The following is an 18,498-nucleotide window of genomic DNA, read 5'->3' as shown; positions in this document are numbered from 1 at the left end:
TGGCGGTCAGGCGCGGGTGAACCAGGTGACCTGTGCGCCGTTGCCGAATTCCTTGCGCTGGGTCGGCTTGAAAAGGGTCGGCCGGAACTCACCGGCAAAGACGGAGATGCCACCGCCCGCGACGACCGGATAGCTCTTGATGATCATCTCGTCGATCTCACCGAGCAGTTGGCTGGCTAGGTTGCCACCGCCGCAAAGCCAGATATCTTGGCCCTCCTCCTTTTTGAGCCGCTGCACCAGGCCGAGCGGGTCGGCCTCGACCAGTTCGACGGCCGGGTCATCGATCCGGCCGAGCGTGGTCGACACGACGTACTGCTTCATGTGCGCGTACGGGCTGGGGAAACCGGCGAACAGGCCGGGCTCATAGGTGCCGCGGCCCATGATCACCGTGTCGAAGTGCTTGTTCGGCGCGTCCAGCGCCAGCCCCACGTGTGGTCGGAATTCCGACGGGACGAACTCCGGGTACTCCGCGTTGATCGACGCGCCCATCGCCTCGTCCACCGGGTAGAAGTCGTACTCGCCGCCCGGACCTGCGATGTATCCGTCGAGAGAGACACCGACGTAGTAGACAAGCTTTCGCATCCCGGTACCGCCTAATCTGTCGTACTCTGTCTGTAGTGATTTGAAATGTAGTACTACGGATGGAGTGGTGTCAAGTGCGGACCAATACCGAGCGTCGACAGGCGCTGCTCGATGCGGCGATCGAGGTCCTGGCCAGCGACGGGGCGCGCGGACTCACCTTCCGCGCGGTGGACAAGAAGGCGGCGGTGCCTGCCGGAACCGCCTCGAACTACTTCGCCAACCGCGACGACCTACTGACCCAGGCGGGCAGCCGCTTCTACGAGCGACTGACGCCGAGCGCGGCGACCATGGCCCAGCTGACCGACGGCCCGAAGAACCGCGCGCACATCACCAAGCTGATGCAGGACATCGTCGAGCGCATCGAGGCGTTCCGCACCGGCTACCTCGCACTGCTCGAGCTGCGCCTGGAGGCGACGCGGCGACCGGAACTGCGCGCAGTACTGACCGAGCGGGTGCGCGCGGACATGGAATTCAACGTGCGCAACCACCTCGACGCCGGGCTGCCCGGCGACGAAAAGTCCGTCCAACTGCTCTATTTGGCACTGAACTGGCTGATCGTGGACCGGCTCACGCTGCCGGGGGTGTTCACCGAGGAGCAGAGTCAGGAGCTGATCGCGGCCGCGGTCGATCGCGTCATCGTCGACGCGTGAAGACCGCGCGGTCTCCATGGTCGAATCCTTGTGACCCGCGTCACCGGCATCCGATAATGAGTCGATGATGGCGAATGTCGGAGACCGACTGCTCGTGCACGGACACGTTGTGGGCCGGGGTGATCGCCAAGGAGAGATCATCGAGGTCCGCGGGCCGGAAGGATCGCCGCCCTACCTCGTGCGTTATGCCGACGGGCGCGAGTCGCTGGTCTACCCGGGGCCCGACGCGATAGTCGAACCGGCCCACTGACGCCAGGCCTGCCGCGCCCGCCGACGCGACAGGACCGCTCGGCGATTCGGCGCTGCGGATAGCGCATCGACTTTCGACGTCATCAGCGCTGCACCCGACCCCGGAGATGTCGCAAATCTTCCGCGTGGAACTTGTTCACATACTTCCGGTGTCCGCTTTTGGACACATAAGACCACGTCGGTCGCGCCAACGGACTATCGACCACAGCGACGAGGTTGACGAATCAGATAACCGATAGAGAGAATCGGGCTGAGTTGTCCATCGGGGGTCGGAAGGTTTTGCATGCGCACGAGAACCGATATTCGATTCGTCGTCGACGCCGATTCCGCGCAAGTGATGGATGCGCTGGCCGCTGTCGAAATGCTCCCGGAATGGTCGCCGGGATATACCGATGCCCGAGTCGCATCACGTGACGCAGCCGGCAGGCCGGTTCGAGTATTCGTCAAGACCGAACTGTTGGGCAGTTCGGATCTGCAAGTGCTGGAATACGATTGGACCGACCTGCGATCATCGTGGCAGGTCACCGACAGTACCCGGGGCGCGAAGGGCGGCGGCTGGTTCGAGGTCAGCGGCGGCGCGGACGGCACCGACGTCTGGTTCCACGCGGAGGTCTACCTACCCATCCCGGTCCCCGGGCTACTACTCAAGCGCACCGTGCGGAAGCAGAACGAGATCGCGGTGCAGAATTTCATCGAGTTCGCCGAGGCGTTTCCGGAAGCGGAAACAATGAAGCCGTATAGCTATAACGAATAACTGTCGGTAGCCCGCACGCTCATAGTGAAATCAGGCGACGCGCAGCCCAGCAAGCGGGCGGCGACCCGATCGGGGTGCGACGATGTGCATCATGATCGGTACCAAACGGGTTCGACTTCAGGCAGTCGCCGAAGGTGAATCGGTGACGCAGCTCGAGCTGTTCTTCGACCTGGTGATCGTGTTCGCGTTCACCATGGTCACCGACCTGGCGGCGGAAGAGACCAGCGCGAAGAACATGCTGCGCGCGTTTCTCGTGCTCGCCGTGATGTGGTGGTTGTGGATCGCCTACTCCTGGCTCGGCAACGTGATTCGCGCTGATGAGGGCTTCGCCAGGGTCGCGATGTTCGTCGCGATGGGCGGCGCTTTCCTTGCCGCGCTGACGATTCCCGAGGCGTTCCACGATCTGCCCGGCGGCTGGTTCGGCCCACTGGTATTCGCGATCGCGTATCTCGTTGTGCGGCTGGTGCAGGTCGTCGTGTTCTGGATGGCCAGTGTCGAGGATAAACAGCTGCGTAACCAGGTGCTGCGCTGGGCGATCGGTTCGCTCACCATCGGCACCACGCTGTTGGTGATCGCCGCGATGACCTCCGGCACGGCACAGATCGTCCTGTGGATCATCGCGATCGTCGGCGACTATCTGTGGACCCTGGTGTCGGGCACCGACTGGCGATTGAATTCAGCGACCCATTTCGCCGAACGCTACGGGCTGATCATCATTGTGGCGCTGGGTGAATCGATCGTTTCGATCGGTATCGGCGTGACGGATCTGCCTATCTCGTGGCCGATCGCGGTGGGTGCGCTGCTCGGACTCGCGGTATCCGGACTGCTGTGGTGGACGTATTTCGATGTCGCGGCACTGTCCATCGAACACGAGCTGAAGCATGCCGACGGTGCGCGGCAGATCAAGATCGCGCGGGGCGCCTACACCTTTTGGCATTTCCCGATGATCGTCGGGATCATCGCGCTCTCACTGGGTTTGAAGAAAGTCCTCTACTATGTCGGCGACGCTTCACACCACACACTGAAAGACGCGTTGTACGGAATTCCGTTGTTCGCGTTGTACGGCGGAGTTGTGCTGTATCTGATCGCGTTGGTCGGGGCGAAACATTATGCGACAGGGCAGATCAGCGTGCCGCGAGTGATCGCCATCGTCGTGCTGCTCGCACTGATCCCACTGGCGGCCGCGCTGCCCGCACTGGCGTCCCTCGCCATACTGTGCGCCGTACTCGGCGCACTGATCCTCTGGGAGACAATCCGATTGGCGCAGCCGCGGGACGAGATCAGGCACGGGGTATCCGAGTGAGGTGATGCCGGACGCTGTGTTCGGCGGGCGTCGGGCCGTACGCGGACGGCGGCACCCGGATATCGTGTTTCACCGCCGTCCGGATCTGATCGATGTTCTCGCGCAACACATCCGAGACCAGTTCGTCGGTGCGCGGATCCTCCAGCACCTGGAACAGGATGCGGAACGTGGTGTCGGCGATCAGCCGGATGATGTCGTCGTGGAACGGGATGTAGCGCACCCGGCCGGCCTGCGGGTCCTTCTTGATCAGCTCCAGGATCATCTCGTCCAGCTCGGCGCGGTTCTCCTGTAGCGCCGCCGCGATATTGCGGGTGTAGTGGCCGGTGCGCATTACCGAGGCGACCTCGTCCATCACCGCGATGGTCATCGGCCGCTTGATCGTGTCCACGATGGTCATCACGAACCGGTTGACCAGCGCGGCGGTGATCCGGTCGCCGAAGACGCGGTCGGCCACGCGGCCGAGCCGGACCACGATCACCACGATCCGCAGCAGCCGGAACCCGCGGAAGAACGGGCTGGTCACCGGGATCATGCCGAGGATCTCATACCAGTAGATGAACGGGAACGTCCACGGCCAGCCGGCCCGGCGCCAGCGCCACACGAACTCGACGGCGAACACCCCGCACACCGTCCAGTCGACGATCACGATCGTGCGGTAGGTCTGGTCGGACACCGTGCAGAAGGTGATCCAGGCGACCAGCGCCACCGACACGATGGCCAGCGCCAACATGAAGAAGTCGGTCCACAGGGCGGGCGGCTTACGTGGGTAGTCGCCCTCCGGCAGTTCCTCGCGCACCGGAGTGGTCGCAGCTGTCACCTGAAGTGTCCCTTCAACGCCGAACGGTCAGGCCGAGGGTAGTCGGCCTGACCCCGCCGCAGCTGGACCTCTTACTTGCCGGTGCGGATGATCGCCTCGATATTGCGCTCGGCGAGCGCGGCGATGGTCAGCGACGGATTCACGGTGCCGGTGCTGCCCGGAATGGAGGCACCATCCATCACATACAGACCCGGATGCCCGTGCACCCTGCCGTAGCTGTCGGTCGCCTTGCCGAGCACCGCGCCGCCCAGCGGGTGCGCGGTGAACAGCGCGTTCGCGTCGTAACCGAGGGCACCGTATTCGAGGACGGCGTCGGCCCGTTCGGCGATCCGGTGGTCGACCGCGCGGGCCGCGGCCACCATGTCGTCCCGGTTGCGGGACGGCCAGGACAGGCCGACCCGGTTCGCGGCGGCGTCGTAGCCGAACCGCGCGCGGGCCGGGTCGAGGACCATGCCTAGCGAGGCGAGCGCGCCCGTCTCGAACGGAATGCCGGGGATGTACCAGCTTTCCAGGCTGAGCGGCAGGCCCGACTCGTCGAAGATCCGGCTCGCGCTCGGCACGCCCTGACCGAAACCGGCCAGCGCGCTCGCACCGCGGCCGAGCACCACGTCCCCGTTGGTGCCCCAGCCGTCGCCGACGTGCTCGTTGAGGTTGGGTAGTGCACCGGTCGCCTGCGCCCGCACCAGCAGCTCCGAGGTGCCGACCGAGCCAGCGCCGAGGAACAGCTGATCGCAGGTGAGTGTGCGGGTGCCGAGCACCTCGCCGGTCGGCGCCAGCTTCGTCACCCGCACCGAGTACCGGCCGCCCGGCTCCTGCGCGATGGACTCGACCTGGTGGCCGGGGAAGATCCCGGTCCGGCCGGTGCCCTCCGCGTACCTCAGATAGTTCTGATTGAGGTCGAACTTGGCGCCGTTGGAGTTACCGAGATTGCTGCGGGCGGCGGTGGCCGACGCCCGGGAGCCGCCGGCCAGTTCGGCGCGCAGGATGTCCCAGTTGAAGATCGAGTCGTTGGGCGTCGGCTGGTAGCCGGCCTTGCGGACCTGGTCGTCCCACGCCCTGGAGTGCGCGAACGGCTTGGCGCCGTAGATGTCCCCCGGCATCGAGTTCAGCCGCAGCATCTCCCGCACCCGCGGGTAGTAGACGCGGTCCAGTTCGCCGTATTCGACCGTGCCGCCGAAGAGGTGGTCGAAGAAGCGACGTTCCGGGGCGACCATCGCGCCGGTGAAGACCACCGAGCCGCCGCCGACCGCGGCCGCGCGCCACACGTCGATGCCGGGGTAGGTGGTGCAGTCGAGGACACCGCCGAAGCTGGCGAACGTCATCGGCACCTTGCTGACCCCGGTGAAGTTGGTGCGATGCCAGAAGCCGCGCCCGTCCGGCAGGTCGTCGCCGGTGAAGATCTCCCGCCATGGATCGTTGGGCCAGCGCGACCCGCGCTCCAGCACCGTGTTGGCGATACCCGCCTCGGCCAGCCGCAACGCGGTGACCGCGGCACCGAAACCGGAGCCGATCACGATCGCGGGCGTGTGCTCGGGTGGGTCGGGTATCGGGGCGAAGATCTCCGGTACCCAGGATTGGAACAGCAGGTTCCAGACGGGATCCGCCGACGCCGGTCCGGTTGACTGCAGCGTTCCCGCGACAGCACCGAACAGCGCGGCCGTACCCGCTGCTTTGAAGAAGGCGCGTCTGCGCACCCAGCCACCTCCCTCATCACGCATGGCCGAGCGCAGATTACCGGTATTCCGGCTGGCTGAACAGTCGTTGCCGGACCGTCATCCGTTGTCTCCCTTCCATTGTCCCGCCGGATGGGACCGCGGCCGCGCTCGGCGGAGGGAACGACAGAGTGACGGGCAGGCCACCGAATGCCCGCGGCAGATGGACAGCAGGGGTCGGCGACTTACTCCGCGAACGGCGCCCGATCGGGTTTGCAGGTCGCGCCGGGCGCGGGAAGTTGCTGGTCGATGAGGTAGCGCTCCTGCAGGCGCCGGGTGCAGTCGACGGTGGTGTCGTGCCCGTAACCGCCGTCGATAACGACGAGGCGCGCGTTCACCAGTGCCTGCTGCGCCTTGCGCGCCGCGGTGAGCGGAGTGACCGGATCGAACCGGTTGTTGAACAGCAGCGCGGGCACGTCGGAGCGCAGGATCCACGGACCGGCGTAGCGCTGCGGGTAGCCGCCCTGCGGGGTCGGCCACGAGGCGCACGGCTGCCGCAGGTACAGCCAGAACGCGCTGAAGGTGGACCCGTCCGCGCCCAATTCCTTTGCCATTGCGGGCCATTGCTCCGGCTCGCGTGGAAAAGTGTTGTCCGCGCAGGAGATTGCGGTGAACGAGTCGAGGAAGCCGGGCGGCACCGCGTTCGCGTCGAGGATCGCGCGCACGACATCGGGGTTGCCCGCGGCGCCGCGGTCGAGTTCGGCGAGGAGCTGAGCCAGTGCGGGCCAGCCGTCCTTGGGGTCGTACAGCATCAGCGTGTGCGGGGAGATGACGTCGGCGTAGGTGACCGGGCGAGCGCGCTCCCCCTCACCGACCACCACGGGTCCTTGCCGCAGCCGATCCAGCAATGCCATGTCCCGGGCGCGCAAATCCTCACCGCCGCTTGCCTTTTGCTCGCTGCGAATCTGCCCGATCGGGTCGGCAAGCGGCTTGCCCGTGCCAGCGAAGGCGCAGCGCGGCTGACCCGCCTGGGCGCACAGCCGGAAGAACTCCGACAGCACCTCGTCGGTGCCCGCCGCCGCGGTGGCGACCTCGGTGCGGGTGTCGGAGGTGTAGGCGTCCGGGTCGATCATCGAACTCAGGCTCAGCGCACGCACGCGATCACCGAAGACCGCGCCGTACACCTCGCCGAGATAGCTTGCGTACGAACCACCTTCGTAGGTCAGCCGTTTGTCACCGACGGCGCGGCGCAGCAGATCCAGGTCGCGGGCGGCGTCGACGGTGGTGAGATGCGGCAGCAAGGCCGCGCTGTTCGCGGCGCAGCTCGCCGAGAGGTCCCGGCTGAAGCGCGCCTGCGCGGCCTCCTGCTCGGCGTTCACCGGCGGAATCCACACACCGGCCCAGAATCGTTGCGCCGCAGCGGGATCGGCGAAGCACCGCACCTGCGAGCTGCGCCCGATGCCACGTTGATCGAAGGTCACCACGTCGAAGCGGCGGGCGATCTCGCCGGGGAACATCTCGCCGCCGCTCGCCCAATGAATACCGGAGGCGCCCGGCCCGCCTGCCGCCGAGAAGAGAGTCCCGATGCGACGCGACTGGTCGGTCGCGGGCTGCCGGACGAGCGCGAGCCCGAGCGTCGGACCGTCCGGGTGCGCGTAGTCGATCGGCACCGTCGCTGTGGCGCATTGCAGCTTGCTCAGGGTTTTCTCCTGGCACGGCGCCCAGTCCAGCCGCGGCGTCGGCGCGGCGTCGGCCTGGGCGACCAGGTCGGCCACGGCCTGCTCGTGCTTCTTCGGCGTTCCACAACCACTCGCCGCCAACGTCGCTGCCAGCGCGGCAACGACGACGATCCTCCACCCACGCATACCGATCATCTTGTGCCGCAACGGCACGGCCGTCGTCCGCCACAGGGATGAATTGCACCCTGAGATCCCCGATGCTGCCGACCCTGAGGGCACCACTAGGCCGACGCCCGGCGCGGCACCGGCTTTACGCCGCAGTTCGCCGAAGTCACGTGCCACCTCCTACGACATCAACAATCGGACCACCGCGATGAGGCCGACCACGACGATGACCGCGCGCAACGCGATCGGCGGCATCCGCCTGCCCATCTTCGCACCGAGCTGCCCGCCGATGATGGAGCCGAGCGCGATCAACAGCACCGCCCGCCAGTCCACGTCGGCGATCACGATGAAGATCGCCGCGGCCACCCCGTTCACGATGGTCGCGAGCACGTTCTTGATGCCGTTGAGTCGCTGCATGTCGTCGTGCACGAACACGCCGAGCAGCCCCATCAGCAGCACGCCCTGCGCGGCGCCGAAGTAGCCGCCGTAGATGCCGGTCGCGAAGATCGCCACGAACAGGATCGGGCCACCGTGCTTCGGCGCCGGGCTGTCGCCGTTCTCCCGCCGGTCCTTGACCCAGCGCGACAGCCTCGGCTGCACGACGACCAGCACCAGCGCCGCGATGATCAGCACCGGCACGATCGCCTTGAACGCGGTCGCGGGCAGCGTGAGCAGCAGCACCGCGCCGGTGATGCCGCCGAGCAGCGACGCGGTGCCGAAGCGCAGCAGGCGTTCGCGTTGTCCGGCGAGTTCCCGGCGATAGCCGTGCACACCGCTGAGCGAGCCGGGGACCAGGCCGATCGTGTTGGACACGTTCGCGGTCACCGGCGGCAGCCCGAAGGCGAGCAGCACCGGGAAGGTGATCAGGGTGCCCGAACCGACGATGGCGTTGATGCCGCCCGCCGCGATGCCCGCACCGAAGACCGCGAGCTGTTCCAGCCAAGTCATATATGAATCCGTTCGACGTCCCGTCGGACCAAACGGTCCGTACAAGCGTTTGCTCCGCTCGAACGCTAGTGGCTATGTCGATCGAACGGACGACGGGACCGGGGTTCCGCAGGTGTATTGCCACACGGTAAACTCGCCGACATCATGCAGCGGGCACTTCTTCTCAGCCGCCGCGACGGGGTCTGATCGGACCGGCTCCCGTCGCGGGGTTTCGCCGCGCCGGTCGACCCACCCTTTGGGAAACACCACACCCTCGGAGTAATCGCCATGTCCCCTGCTGACGCTTTCGTATCCGGCTTGCGCACCATCACGCCGCCGTCCAAGCCCGCTCCCGCCGACCAGGCCGGCTGGAACGCGCAGAAGAACTCCTCTATGCCGACCTTCCGGTACCGGCCCTTCGCCGAGGAGGTCGAGCCGGTCACGGTGCCCGACCGCACCTGGCCGGACAAGATCATCGATGCCGCGCCCGGCTGGTGCGCCGTCGACCTGCGCGACGGCAACCAGGCCCTGATCGACCCGATGAGCCCGGCCCGCAAGCGCCGCATGTTCGACCTGCTGGTGCGGATGGGCTACAAGGAGATCGAGGTCGGCTTCCCGTCGGCCAGCCAGACCGACTTCGACTTCGTCCGCGAGATCATCGAGGACGGCGCGATCCCCGACGACGTCTCCATCCAGGTGCTGACCCAGTGTCGCGCCGAGCTGATCGAGCGCACCTTCGAGGCCTGCGCCGGCGCGCAGAACGTGATCGTGCACTTCTACAACTCCACCTCGATCCTGCAGCGGAAAGTGGTGTTCCGCGCCGATCGTGCCGCAGTGAAGAAGATCGCCACCGACGCGGCGGCCCTGTGCCTGGAAATCGAACAGCGCTACCCCGACACCAACTGGCGCTATGAATACAGCCCGGAGTCCTACACCGGCACCGAACTGGAATACGCCAAAGAGGTCTGCGACGCGGTCTCCGAGATCATCGCGCCGACCCCGGCCAAGCCGCTGATCATCAACCTGCCCGCCACCGTCGAGATGGCGACACCGAACGTCTACGCCGACTCGATCGAGTGGATGAGCCGCAACCTGGCCCGCCGCGACTCGATCGTGCTGTCGCTGCACCCGCACAACGATCGCGGCACCGCCGTGGCCGCCGCCGAGCTGGGCTACCAGGCCGGCGCGGACCGGATCGAGGGCTGCCTGTTCGGCAACGGCGAGCGCACCGGCAACGTCTGCCTGGTCACCCTGGGCATGAACCTGTTCTCCCGCGGCGTCGACCCGCAGATCAACTTCTCCGACATCGACGAGATCCGCCGCACCGTCGAGTACTGCAACCAGCTGCCGGTCGCCGAGCGCCACCCGTACGGCGGCGACCTGGTCTACACCGCTTTCTCCGGCAGCCACCAGGACGCCATCAACAAGGGCCTGGACGCGATGAAGGTCGCGGCCGACGACGCGGACTCCGACGTGGACGACATGATCTGGGCGGTGCCGTACCTGCCGATCGACCCGAAGGACGTCGGCCGCACCTACGAGGCCGTCATCCGGGTCAACTCGCAGTCCGGCAAGGGCGGCGTGGCCTACATCATGAAGACCGATCACGGCCTGGCGCTGCCGCGGCGGCTGCAGATCGAGTTCTCCCAGGCGGTCCAGCGGATCACCGACGGCGAGGGCGGCGAGGTCACCCCGAAGGAGATGTGGGACGTCTTCGCCGACGAATACCTGAGCCCGATCCGGCCGCTGGAGCGGATCCGGCAGAAGGTCACCGCGTCCGAGACCGACGGCGGCACCGACACCATCTCCGTGGTGGTCAAGGTCGACGGGGTCGAGCAGGAGATCACCGGCACCGGCAACGGCCCGCTCGCCGCGTTCATCGACGCGATCGCCGCGGTCGGTTTCGACGTGCGCGTGCTGGACTACTCCGAGCACGCCATGTCCGCGGGTGACGACGCGCAGGCCGCCGCGTACGTGGAGTGCGCGATCGGCGACAAGGTGGTGTGGGGCGTCGGCATCGCGACGTCGATTACCACCGCGTCGTTGCGTGCGGTGGTCTCCGCGGTGAACCGCGCACACTGACAGCAACCGCGATGACGCGTGCGGTGGTCTCCTGGGCCAACCGAGCACGCCGATAGCGCAGGTCGAGTACGGTAGAGCCGGGCACGGTGGTCGTTGATCGACCCCGTGTCCGGCTCTCGATCTTGCTGTCGGAGACCAGATATCGGCGGCGTGTCACTAGGGCGCGTCCGCCGTCCATACCGCGACGCGAGCCCGCGAACCCCGTGCTAGCGTTGGTTTCGCACTCAAGCGCCGAGCTCTCTGCTCGTAGTCCCGAGCAGATGGGGGAACTGTGACAACAAACGACCACAACCCGACCTCACCGCCCTGGCTGCAGAGTCAATCGGTGGACACGGCCGACGGCACCGAGTCGGAGCAAGCCGCCGACCCGTCGGCAGAGCAGCCCGGCGACGTGGAAGTGACGGACTCCGAGGCCGCCGACAAGCCGGACCAGTCGGACAAGGAACCGGCCGAGCCCGACTTCAGCGGCTCGACGGACCAGACCGTGTCCTACCCGCACGCGGCCATGCCGCCGCAGTCCTACGGCCCGCCCGAGGGATTCGCGCCGCCCGGCCCCGCCGAGCAATACGGCCCGACCGAGCAGTACGGCGGCTACGCACCGCCGAACGCCGGTCCGTTCGCGCCTCCTGGCGCATATGAGCCATACCAGACCGGCCAGTACCAGCCGGTGAACGCGCACAGCGGTAGCCACCAGATCGCGCCCGAGCCGCAGAACCAGGGCTATGGCGAGTACCGGCAGGAGATCGGCCCCGACGGCCTGGTCCGCCGGGTGCCGCAGGAACACGCCGAAGCCGGTGCGCCCCAAGCGGATCAGCCGAGCGGACCGATCTACAGCTGGGCGCCGCCGCCACCGCCGGTGACCCACCAGCCGCCGCCACCGCCCGCGTATCAGCCGCCGCCCGCGCCGATGGGCCAGCAGCCGCCGCCCGGACCGCCGATGGGGCAGGTGCCGCCGCCGAGCTGGCAGGGCGGCCCGAATCCGCACCAGCCGTCGCAGCCGTTCCAGCCGCAGCATGTGCCCGCGCCCGGTCAGCCCGGTCACTCGGTCAACGACCTGAACCTGCTCAAGCGCGCCCGCCGCGCGCCGCGCAGTGGTTGGCGCCGTGCCGTGCACAAGGCCACCGGCGGCGTGCTCAACCCCGGCGAGTCCGCGGCCGACGTCGTCTACCGCGACCTCGTCGACCGGGTGAATCAGCCGGTGCGCGGCGACTACCGGATCGCGATCCTGTCGCTCAAGGGCGGTGTCGGCAAGACCACCACCACGGTCGGCCTCGGCTCCACCTTCGCGTCGCTGCGCGGTGACCGCGTCATCGCGATCGACGCCAACCCCGACCTCGGCACGCTCGCGCACCGGGTGCCACGCCAGACCCGCTCCACCGTGCGCAACCTGCTCGAGGACCAGCACATCAGCAGGTACTCCGACGTCCGCGCACACACGTCGCAGGCGCCCAGCCGCCTGGAAGTGCTTGCCAGCGAACAGGATCCGGCGGTCTCCGAGGCGTTCAGCGAGGCCGACTACCGCAAGGCCATCGGCATCCTGCAGTCGTTCTACAACATCATCCTGACCGACTGCGGCACCGGCCTGATGCACTCGGCCATGGCCGGCGTGCTGGACATGGCCAGTTCGCTGGTGCTGGTCACCTCGCCCGCCATCGACGGCGCGCGCAGCGCCTCGGCCACGCTGGACTGGCTGGACCACCACGGCTACGGCAAGCTCGTCGAACGCACCGTCGTCGTGGTCAACGCCTCCCGCCGCGGCGCCTCCACGGTCGACCTCGACCAGCTCCGCAAGCTCTTCCTCGACCGCACCCGCGCGGTCCAGGTGGTGCCCTTCGACGATCACCTCGCCGAGGGCGCGGAGATCGACCTGGAACTGGTGAGCAAGCCGACCCGGCGGGCGCTGTTGGAACTGGCCGCGATGGTCGCCGACGACTTCGGTTACGTCGGCGCGCAGCAGTACCACCACCCCGGCCCGATGGGTCACTAGCAGCATCGAAAACTGTTGCGGCCCGGTGCATCTTGCACCGGGCCGCACTGCTTTCCGGTGCTAGTACTTGCCGAACAACACCGCGGCGTTGTGGCCGCCGAAGCCGTAAGAGTTGTTCATCACGTACTGGACATCGGCGTATCGCGCTGCGCCACTGACGATATCGAGATCAATGTCGACGTCCTGGTTGTCCAGGTTCAGGGTCGGCGGAATCACCCCGTCGCGCAGGCTCAGCACCGAGATCGCCGCTTCCAACGCGCCGACCGCGCCGACGGAATGGCCGAGCGCCGATTTGGGCGCGTACACCGCCGGATGCTTGCCGATCGCGGCGGCAATTCCCTTGGCCTCGGCCAGATCTCCGAACGGCGTGCCGGTGGCGTGCGCGTTGACGTGGTCGACATCGGCACCGTCGACGCCCGCGGTCTCCAGCGCGCGACGCATGGCGCGGGCGTTGCCCCGGCCCTCCGGATCCGGCGCGACCAGGTGGTAGCCGTCGGCGGTCAGACCCGCGCCGAGCAATCGAGCCAGCGGCCGGGCCCCACGCGCCAGGGCATGTTCTTCGGACTCCAGCACGAGCAAGGCCGCGGACTCGCCGAAGACGAAACCGTCCCGGTCGCGGTCGAACGGACGCGACGCGCGTTCCGGTTCCGCCACCCGCGAACTCAGCGCACGCATATTCGTAAAGCCCGCCAGCGCAAGGGCATTGATCCGCCCCTCGACGCCACCCGCCACGATGATGTCGGCCTCGCCGAGGATGATCGACCGCCAGGCATGCACCAGAGCTTCACAACCCGACGAACAGGCGGACACCGGCGTGACCACGCTCGCTCGCGCGCCGAGCTCGAGCCCGAGCACCGCGGCGGGACCGTTCGGCATGGCCATCGGTATGGCGAACGGTGAGACCTTGCGATACCCCTGATCACGCATGAGGTCGTTCGAGTCGACGATCACCTCGGCACCGCCGACGCCAGTGCCGATCGAGATACCGAGCCGGTCGTGGTCCACCTCGGGCGCACCCGCCGTCGCCCACAGCCGCTTGCCCATGACATAGGCGACCTGCTGGACGTAGGACATGCGGCGCTTCTTGATTCGATCCAGCTCGGCGGTCGGGTCGCTCTTGAACTTCGCACCGATATTGATCGGCAGCTGCCTGGCCTCGACCTCCGGATCGTCGAGCACCCGAACACCGCTCTCACCCGCCAATAGGCCCTTCCAAGTGGACTCCGCATCGGCGCCGAGCGCGGACGAGACCTCGACCGCGGTCACCACCACGCTTCGGAATCCGCCGTTGCGAGTGGAGAACTCGGAGATATCACGCATCGTGTCAAAGATCCTTCATCGATTTCGGACGGCCTGTCCTGCAATCTATTTCGCGGGTTCATGATCGCGACATGTGCGGAACTCTCACAGGTCGCACCCGGCAGTTGTGGGAATGTGCCAACGACGCAACAGGGTTCGGGCACCTAAGCTCGACACCTGGCAGCTGTACCTGCACATTCCCGACTACGTCGCCCCATCGTCGCAGAACCACCTGTGGAAAGCCGACAATCGCCGCGGCCGACGAAATCAGCTCTCGCGCCGCGCGGTCGATCGAGGCACCGACTCCGCGACGACGCTCGCCGCGGCATCGCGGAAGGCGGCGAGCACCGCGGCGATGGCCGGGCTGCGCTCGGCCCGGGGCCGGGTGGCCAGCTCGAACATCCGGGCGGCACGGACGCCGGTGAGACGCAGCAGCGACAGGTCCGGATGCACCACCGAGTAGCGGGGCATCAACGCGACGCTGTAACCGCTGATCACCAAAGCCTCGATGACCCGGAAGTCATTGAGCCGCTGCACTATTCGTGGTTGCACCCCGGTCAGCGTGGCGATCGAGCGCAGCACATCGTCGATCGGATAACCGCCACGCACGCTCAACCAGGTTTCATCGGCCAGTTCCTCGGGGGCCACCGCGACGTGCCCGGCCAGCCGATGGAATGGCGCGACAACGACATCGATCGGTTCGCGCATCAGGACGCGGACGGCGACGCGCGGGTCGGCGATGGGCGCGGCCCGCTCGTCGCGATGGGTGAGCACCACGTCGAAGTCGGCGAGCAGCCGAGGGGCCTCGGAGGGCGGCAGGTCGACGTCGCTCGCGACGAGGTCGACGCCGCTGTCCGCGAGCGCGGACAGCACCAGCGGCAGCAGCAGCGCGCCCGCCGAGGGGAACAACGCGACCCGGACCCGGCCGCGCGGCGAACCTCGATAGTTGGCCATCTCCGCGACGGCGCGATCCATCGCGGCGAGTACCTCGTCCGCGCGCACCACCAGCGCCCGGCCCGCGTCGGTCAGCCGGACCCGGCGACCGTCGGGCTCCAGCAGCGCGACGCCCGCCTCCTTGGCGAGCACCTTGAGCTGCTGGGAGACAGCCGACGGAGTCATCGAGAGCGCGGTTGCCACGGCGGCGATGGTGCCGCGATCGGCGAATTCGCGCAGCACCCGCAGCCGGTCAACCGACATCGGCGGCCCATCCAGCTGGTCAGCCACCGTTTTGCCCCGGCAACGGACACACTGCGATCATGAAGTAAAACTACATTAATAGTCCATATTTATTCGATTGTTCTGATGGTTAGTCGCGCGCACGATTGACCACATGACCGCTCGTGACCGCCTGCTCGGACTGACCGTCGTCCTGCTCTGGGGACTGAACTTCCTCGCACTGCGCGCGGGGCTCGACCACTTCCCGCCGTTCTTCTTCGCGGCCCTGCGCTTCGCGGTCATCGCGGTTCCGGTGTTGCTGTTCGTCCCGCGCCCCAAGGTCCGGCTGCGCTGGCTCCTGTTGTACGGCACGGGTTTCGGCATCCTCCAGTTCGCGTTCCTGTTCACCGCGATGCGCGCGGGCATGCCGACCGGGCTGGCCTCGCTGGTGCTGCAGTCGTCCGCACCGTTCACCGTGCTGCTCGGCGCGCTGTTCCTGCGTGAGCGGATCCGGCCGGTACAGGTCGCCGGCATCGTGGTGGCGATGACCGGCATGGCGGTGATCGGCTGGGATCGACTCGAACACGCCTCGGTGCTGCCGGTGCTGCTGACGCTGGCGGCCGGGCTCGGCTGGGCCTTCGGCAATATCGGTGCGCGGCAGGCCACGGTCGAATCCCCCGGCCTCAACACCATGCACCTGACGTTGTGGATCGCCGTTGTCCCGCCGCTGCCGATGTTCGTGCTGTCCGCCGCGACCGAGGGCCCGACCACCGGCCTGCGCGCGGTGGTCGATTCCTTCTCCGCGACCGGCTGGCCCGCGATCGCTGCGGTCGCCTACACCGCCATCCTCGCGACCGTGGTCGGCAGCGGCCTGTGGACATACCTGATGAGTCGCTACCCCGCCGGTGTCGTCGCGCCGTTCACCCTGTTGGTGCCGATCGTCGGCATCGCCGCAGCGTGGGCCTTCCTCGACGAGACCCCGACACCGCTGTCGCTGATCGGCGGCGTGATCGTGATCGCGGGCGCGTTCGCCGCGACCGCGGGCAAGCGCTCGAAGGTCGACCCCGCCCAGGCCGTGGAACTCGATGCGGCGGCGGGTGCGCCGGAACTCGTCAAGGCCTAGAGCCGCGCGTGCCGCCCGCTCCGCTCGGGCCACCGAGCGCGGCGGGCGGCTCGGATATTTATGTGTGCCAAGAGGTTCGAGAAACCGTCGTCACAGGTTTGCCTATCCGATCGCCGACATCGCTATGCTCACATCCGCCGTCCGAATCAGCCTTCACCTCGGGCCAGGCACGGGGCGGGTACGCCGGTGCGGACCTGCCGCTTTACAGTAGTGACAACGTGTAATAAAGGTCCCGAGGCTAGGCACAGAGCAGCGCATGGCAGAAAATCGGTGGACCGTATCGCGGAGGACAGTACTTCGCGGAACGGCTGTGGCGGGGGTGGCGACAGCGGGGGCACTGACGGCCGGTGCGCTCAGACCGGCGCCTGCCGCGGCTGGTCCGGGCGGCAGGCGGGTCGCGGTACTAGGCGGTGGTGTCGCGGGCTTGACCGCGGCACACGAGCTGATCGAACGTGGCTTCCAGGTAACGATTTTCGAGCGCCGCGCGTGGGGCGGCAAGGCGCGCAGCGTGCCGGTGCCCGGCACCGGTTCCGGCGGTCGGCCCGAGCTGCCCGGCGAGCACGGCTTCCGCTTCTTCCCCGGCTTCTATCAGCATGTGCCGGACACCATGCGGCGAATCCCCTTCGCGGACAACCCGAATGGGGTGTGGAACAACCTGGTCGCGGTGCCCGAGGCGCGCTTCGCCCGGCGCGACGGCGACGACTTCCGGCTGCCGCTCGGCCCGCGGTCCCGAATGGCGTTCAGCCCGGACAGCTTCCGCGAGACCCTCGGCGCCACCATCTCGACCACGCTGAATATGCCTGCCAGCGAAGGCATCTACTTCGCCAACCGCCTGCTCGTCTTCAACAGCAGTTGCGATGCCCGCCGCCTCGGCCAGTGGGAGCACACCTCCTGGCGCGACTACGTCGGCGGCAACGCGCGCTCGCACGAGTTCCGCGCGCTGCTCTCCCGCACGCTGACCAGCATCATGGTCGCCGCGAAGGAGGACGTCGCCAGCGTCCGCACCATCGGCAACATGGGCGAACAGTTCCTCGGCAACCCGGCCGAGATCGGCAACGACGGCGGCCTCGACCGAGTGCTGAACGGGCCGACCAACGCCGTCTGGATCGAGCCGTGGCTGCAGCGGATGCGCGAGCTCGGCGTGCGATTCGAGCTCGGCGCCGAGGTACGCGGGCTCGACGTGCGCGACCGGCGGATCACCGCGGCCCGCATCGTGGACCAGAGCGGCGCGCAACGCACCATCGACGCCGACTACTTCGTGGTCGCCCTGCCCGCCGAACAGGCGCGCGCCCTGTGGTCGCCCGACGTGCTCGCCGTGCGCCCCGAATTGGCCGCGATGGACCGGCTTTTCAGCGACTGGATGAACGGCATCCAGTTCTATCTGCGCAGGCCCGCCGATATCTCCAAGGGCCACACCGCCTACATCGACGCGCCGTGGGCGCTCACCTCGATCAACCAGAACCAGTTGTGGGCCCGCAAATTCACCGATTTCGGCGACGGCACCGTGCAGGACTGCCTGTCGGTCGACATCTCCGACTGGAACACGCCGGGCATGCTCTACGGCAAGCCCGCCAAGGAGTGCACCCACGACGAGATCGCCCGCGAGGTCTGGGCACAGATCGCGGCCCATCTCAACGACCGCGGCGACCTGCTGCGCGACGCCGACCTGCACTCCTGGCACCTCGACCCCGGCATCACCTGGCAGGAGGGTCAGCACCGCAACGCCAACGCCGACCCGCTGCTGATCAATACCGCAGGCTCCTGGGAGTTCCGGCCGGAACCGCACGGCGCACTCGAAAACCTGTTCCTGGCAGGCGATTACGTGCGCACCAACGTGGACCTGGCCACCATGGAAGGCGCCAACGAGTCGGCACGGGCGGCGGTGAACACGCTGCTCGACGTGGCGGGCTCGAATGCCGAACGCTGCAAGATGTTCACGCTGTACCGCGCGACCGAGCTCGAACCACTGCGCCGGATGGACGTGGATCGCTACGCCGCCGGACAACCCAACATGTTCGACGTCCAGCTCTGATGTGACCGATCTCCTCGCGGCATAACGGGATTCGAGCGTCGC

Annotated in this window: 15 protein-coding genes; 8 read left to right on the top strand and 7 right to left on the bottom strand. The window is 67.5% G+C overall.

Going from position 1 to position 18,498, the window contains the following annotated elements:
- Nucleotides 1-6: 6 nt before the first annotated feature.
- Nucleotides 7-582: a dihydrofolate reductase family protein gene (locus tag ACQPW1_RS02725; protein WP_433661206.1), complete on the bottom strand. Its 576-nt coding sequence runs from the start codon at nucleotides 580-582 to the stop codon at nucleotides 7-9.
- A 59-nt stretch (nucleotides 583-641) separates the two neighbouring features.
- On the opposite strand from ACQPW1_RS02725, the gene ACQPW1_RS02720 reads away from it, so the two are divergent.
- The 4 genes from ACQPW1_RS02720 to ACQPW1_RS02705 all read left to right on the top strand — a co-directional run bounded on the left by ACQPW1_RS02720 (nucleotide 642) and on the right by ACQPW1_RS02705 (nucleotide 3,538).
- Nucleotides 642-1,232 carry a TetR/AcrR family transcriptional regulator gene (locus ACQPW1_RS02720; protein WP_433661205.1) on the top strand — a complete coding sequence of 197 codons (591 nt, stop codon included), beginning with the start codon at nucleotides 642-644 and terminating at the stop codon, nucleotides 1,230-1,232.
- 67 nt (nucleotides 1,233-1,299) lie between these two features.
- Nucleotides 1,300-1,482, top strand: coding sequence for a DUF1918 domain-containing protein (locus tag ACQPW1_RS02715; RefSeq protein ID WP_433661204.1), 183 nt, complete (start codon nucleotides 1,300-1,302; stop codon nucleotides 1,480-1,482).
- Nucleotides 1,483-1,764: 282 nt separating this feature from the next.
- Nucleotides 1,765-2,235, top strand: coding sequence for an SRPBCC family protein (locus ACQPW1_RS02710; RefSeq protein WP_433661203.1), 471 nt, complete (start codon nucleotides 1,765-1,767; stop codon nucleotides 2,233-2,235).
- A gap of 91 nt (nucleotides 2,236-2,326) precedes the next feature.
- The gene (locus ACQPW1_RS02705) at nucleotides 2,327-3,538 is read left to right on the top strand and encodes a low temperature requirement protein A (protein WP_433661202.1); all 1,212 of its coding nucleotides are present in this window, start codon (nucleotides 2,327-2,329) and stop codon (nucleotides 3,536-3,538) included.
- On the opposite strand, the gene ACQPW1_RS02700 is transcribed toward ACQPW1_RS02705, so the two are convergent.
- The 4 genes from ACQPW1_RS02700 to ACQPW1_RS02685 form a co-directional block, all read right to left on the bottom strand.
- A complete protein-coding gene (locus tag ACQPW1_RS02700) occupies nucleotides 3,516-4,355 on the bottom strand; it encodes an ion transporter (protein WP_433661201.1) in 840 nt (279 codons plus the stop codon). The two genes, ACQPW1_RS02705 and ACQPW1_RS02700, sit on opposite strands and share 23 nt — an antisense overlap.
- A gap of 71 nt (nucleotides 4,356-4,426) precedes the next feature.
- Nucleotides 4,427-6,073: a GMC oxidoreductase gene (locus tag ACQPW1_RS02695; protein WP_433661200.1), complete on the bottom strand. Its 1,647-nt coding sequence runs from the start codon at nucleotides 6,071-6,073 to the stop codon at nucleotides 4,427-4,429.
- A gap of 179 nt (nucleotides 6,074-6,252) precedes the next feature.
- On the bottom strand, nucleotides 6,253-7,872 hold the full coding sequence (locus ACQPW1_RS02690) for an alpha/beta hydrolase (RefSeq protein ID WP_433661199.1): 1,620 nt from the start codon (nucleotides 7,870-7,872) through the stop codon (nucleotides 6,253-6,255).
- 159 nt (nucleotides 7,873-8,031) lie between these two features.
- A complete protein-coding gene (locus ACQPW1_RS02685; protein ID WP_433661198.1) occupies nucleotides 8,032-8,799 on the bottom strand; it encodes a sulfite exporter TauE/SafE family protein in 768 nt (255 codons plus the stop codon).
- 267 nt (nucleotides 8,800-9,066) lie between these two features.
- Here ACQPW1_RS02685 and leuA point away from each other — a divergent pair, with 267 nt between their 5' ends.
- Both leuA and ACQPW1_RS02675 read left to right on the top strand, forming a co-directional pair.
- Nucleotides 9,067-10,860: a 2-isopropylmalate synthase gene (gene leuA, locus ACQPW1_RS02680; protein WP_433661197.1), complete on the top strand. Its 1,794-nt coding sequence runs from the start codon at nucleotides 9,067-9,069 to the stop codon at nucleotides 10,858-10,860.
- 505 nt (nucleotides 10,861-11,365) lie between these two features.
- Nucleotides 11,366-12,847: a MinD/ParA family ATP-binding protein gene (locus tag ACQPW1_RS02675; RefSeq protein WP_433665114.1), complete on the top strand. Its 1,482-nt coding sequence runs from the start codon at nucleotides 11,366-11,368 to the stop codon at nucleotides 12,845-12,847.
- A 60-nt stretch (nucleotides 12,848-12,907) separates the two neighbouring features.
- Here ACQPW1_RS02675 and ACQPW1_RS02670 read toward each other — a convergent pair whose 3' ends face one another.
- Together ACQPW1_RS02670 and ACQPW1_RS02665 are read right to left on the bottom strand one after the other, a co-directional pair.
- A complete protein-coding gene (locus ACQPW1_RS02670; RefSeq protein WP_433661196.1) occupies nucleotides 12,908-14,167 on the bottom strand; it encodes a KasA/KasB family beta-ketoacyl-ACP synthase in 1,260 nt (419 codons plus the stop codon).
- 246 nt (nucleotides 14,168-14,413) lie between these two features.
- Complete coding sequence (locus ACQPW1_RS02665) at nucleotides 14,414-15,343, bottom strand: LysR family transcriptional regulator (protein ID WP_433661195.1); 930 nt, start codon at nucleotides 15,341-15,343, stop codon at nucleotides 14,414-14,416.
- Nucleotides 15,344-15,476: 133 nt separating this feature from the next.
- Here ACQPW1_RS02665 and ACQPW1_RS02660 point away from each other — a divergent pair, with 133 nt between their 5' ends.
- Together ACQPW1_RS02660 and ACQPW1_RS02655 are read left to right on the top strand one after the other, a co-directional pair.
- Nucleotides 15,477-16,424 carry an EamA family transporter gene (locus ACQPW1_RS02660; protein ID WP_433661194.1) on the top strand — a complete coding sequence of 316 codons (948 nt, stop codon included), beginning with the start codon at nucleotides 15,477-15,479 and terminating at the stop codon, nucleotides 16,422-16,424.
- 256 nt (nucleotides 16,425-16,680) lie between these two features.
- Complete coding sequence (locus tag ACQPW1_RS02655) at nucleotides 16,681-18,456, top strand: hydroxysqualene dehydroxylase (RefSeq protein WP_433661193.1); 1,776 nt, start codon at nucleotides 16,681-16,683, stop codon at nucleotides 18,454-18,456.
- The last annotated feature ends 42 nt before the right edge of the window (nucleotides 18,457-18,498 follow it).

It is taken from the genome of Nocardia sp. CA-128927, from assembly GCF_050955855.1.
Classification (GTDB): domain Bacteria; phylum Actinomycetota; class Actinomycetes; order Mycobacteriales; family Mycobacteriaceae; genus Nocardia.
Note: the sequence above shows the minus strand (reverse complement) of the source record. Positions and strands in the feature narration are given on the sequence as shown.

Excerpts from the sequence above, each read along its gene's own strand:
- ACQPW1_RS02695 (WP_433661200.1), bottom strand. The coding sequence starts at position 6,073 with ATGCGTGATGAGGGAGGTGGCTGGGTGCGCAGACGCGCCTTCTTCAAA.
- ACQPW1_RS02715 (WP_433661204.1), top strand. The coding sequence starts at position 1,300 with ATGGCGAATGTCGGAGACCGACTGCTCGTGCACGGACACGTTGTGGGC.
- ACQPW1_RS02660 (WP_433661194.1), top strand. The coding sequence starts at position 15,477 with ATGACCGCTCGTGACCGCCTGCTCGGACTGACCGTCGTCCTGCTCTGG.
- leuA (WP_433661197.1), top strand. The coding sequence starts at position 9,067 with ATGTCCCCTGCTGACGCTTTCGTATCCGGCTTGCGCACCATCACGCCG.
- ACQPW1_RS02720 (WP_433661205.1), top strand. The coding sequence starts at position 642 with ATGGAGTGGTGTCAAGTGCGGACCAATACCGAGCGTCGACAGGCGCTG.
- ACQPW1_RS02670 (WP_433661196.1), bottom strand. The coding sequence starts at position 14,167 with ATGCGTGATATCTCCGAGTTCTCCACTCGCAACGGCGGATTCCGAAGC.
- ACQPW1_RS02685 (WP_433661198.1), bottom strand. The coding sequence starts at position 8,799 with ATGACTTGGCTGGAACAGCTCGCGGTCTTCGGTGCGGGCATCGCGGCG.
- ACQPW1_RS02665 (WP_433661195.1), bottom strand. The coding sequence starts at position 15,343 with ATGTCGGTTGACCGGCTGCGGGTGCTGCGCGAATTCGCCGATCGCGGC.
- ACQPW1_RS02705 (WP_433661202.1), top strand. The coding sequence starts at position 2,327 with ATGATCGGTACCAAACGGGTTCGACTTCAGGCAGTCGCCGAAGGTGAA.
- ACQPW1_RS02655 (WP_433661193.1), top strand. The coding sequence starts at position 16,681 with ATGGCAGAAAATCGGTGGACCGTATCGCGGAGGACAGTACTTCGCGGA.
- ACQPW1_RS02710 (WP_433661203.1), top strand. The coding sequence starts at position 1,765 with ATGCGCACGAGAACCGATATTCGATTCGTCGTCGACGCCGATTCCGCG.
- ACQPW1_RS02690 (WP_433661199.1), bottom strand. The coding sequence starts at position 7,872 with ATGCGTGGGTGGAGGATCGTCGTCGTTGCCGCGCTGGCAGCGACGTTG.
- ACQPW1_RS02725 (WP_433661206.1), bottom strand. The coding sequence starts at position 582 with ATGCGAAAGCTTGTCTACTACGTCGGTGTCTCTCTCGACGGATACATC.
- ACQPW1_RS02675 (WP_433665114.1), top strand. The coding sequence starts at position 11,366 with ATGCCGCCGCAGTCCTACGGCCCGCCCGAGGGATTCGCGCCGCCCGGC.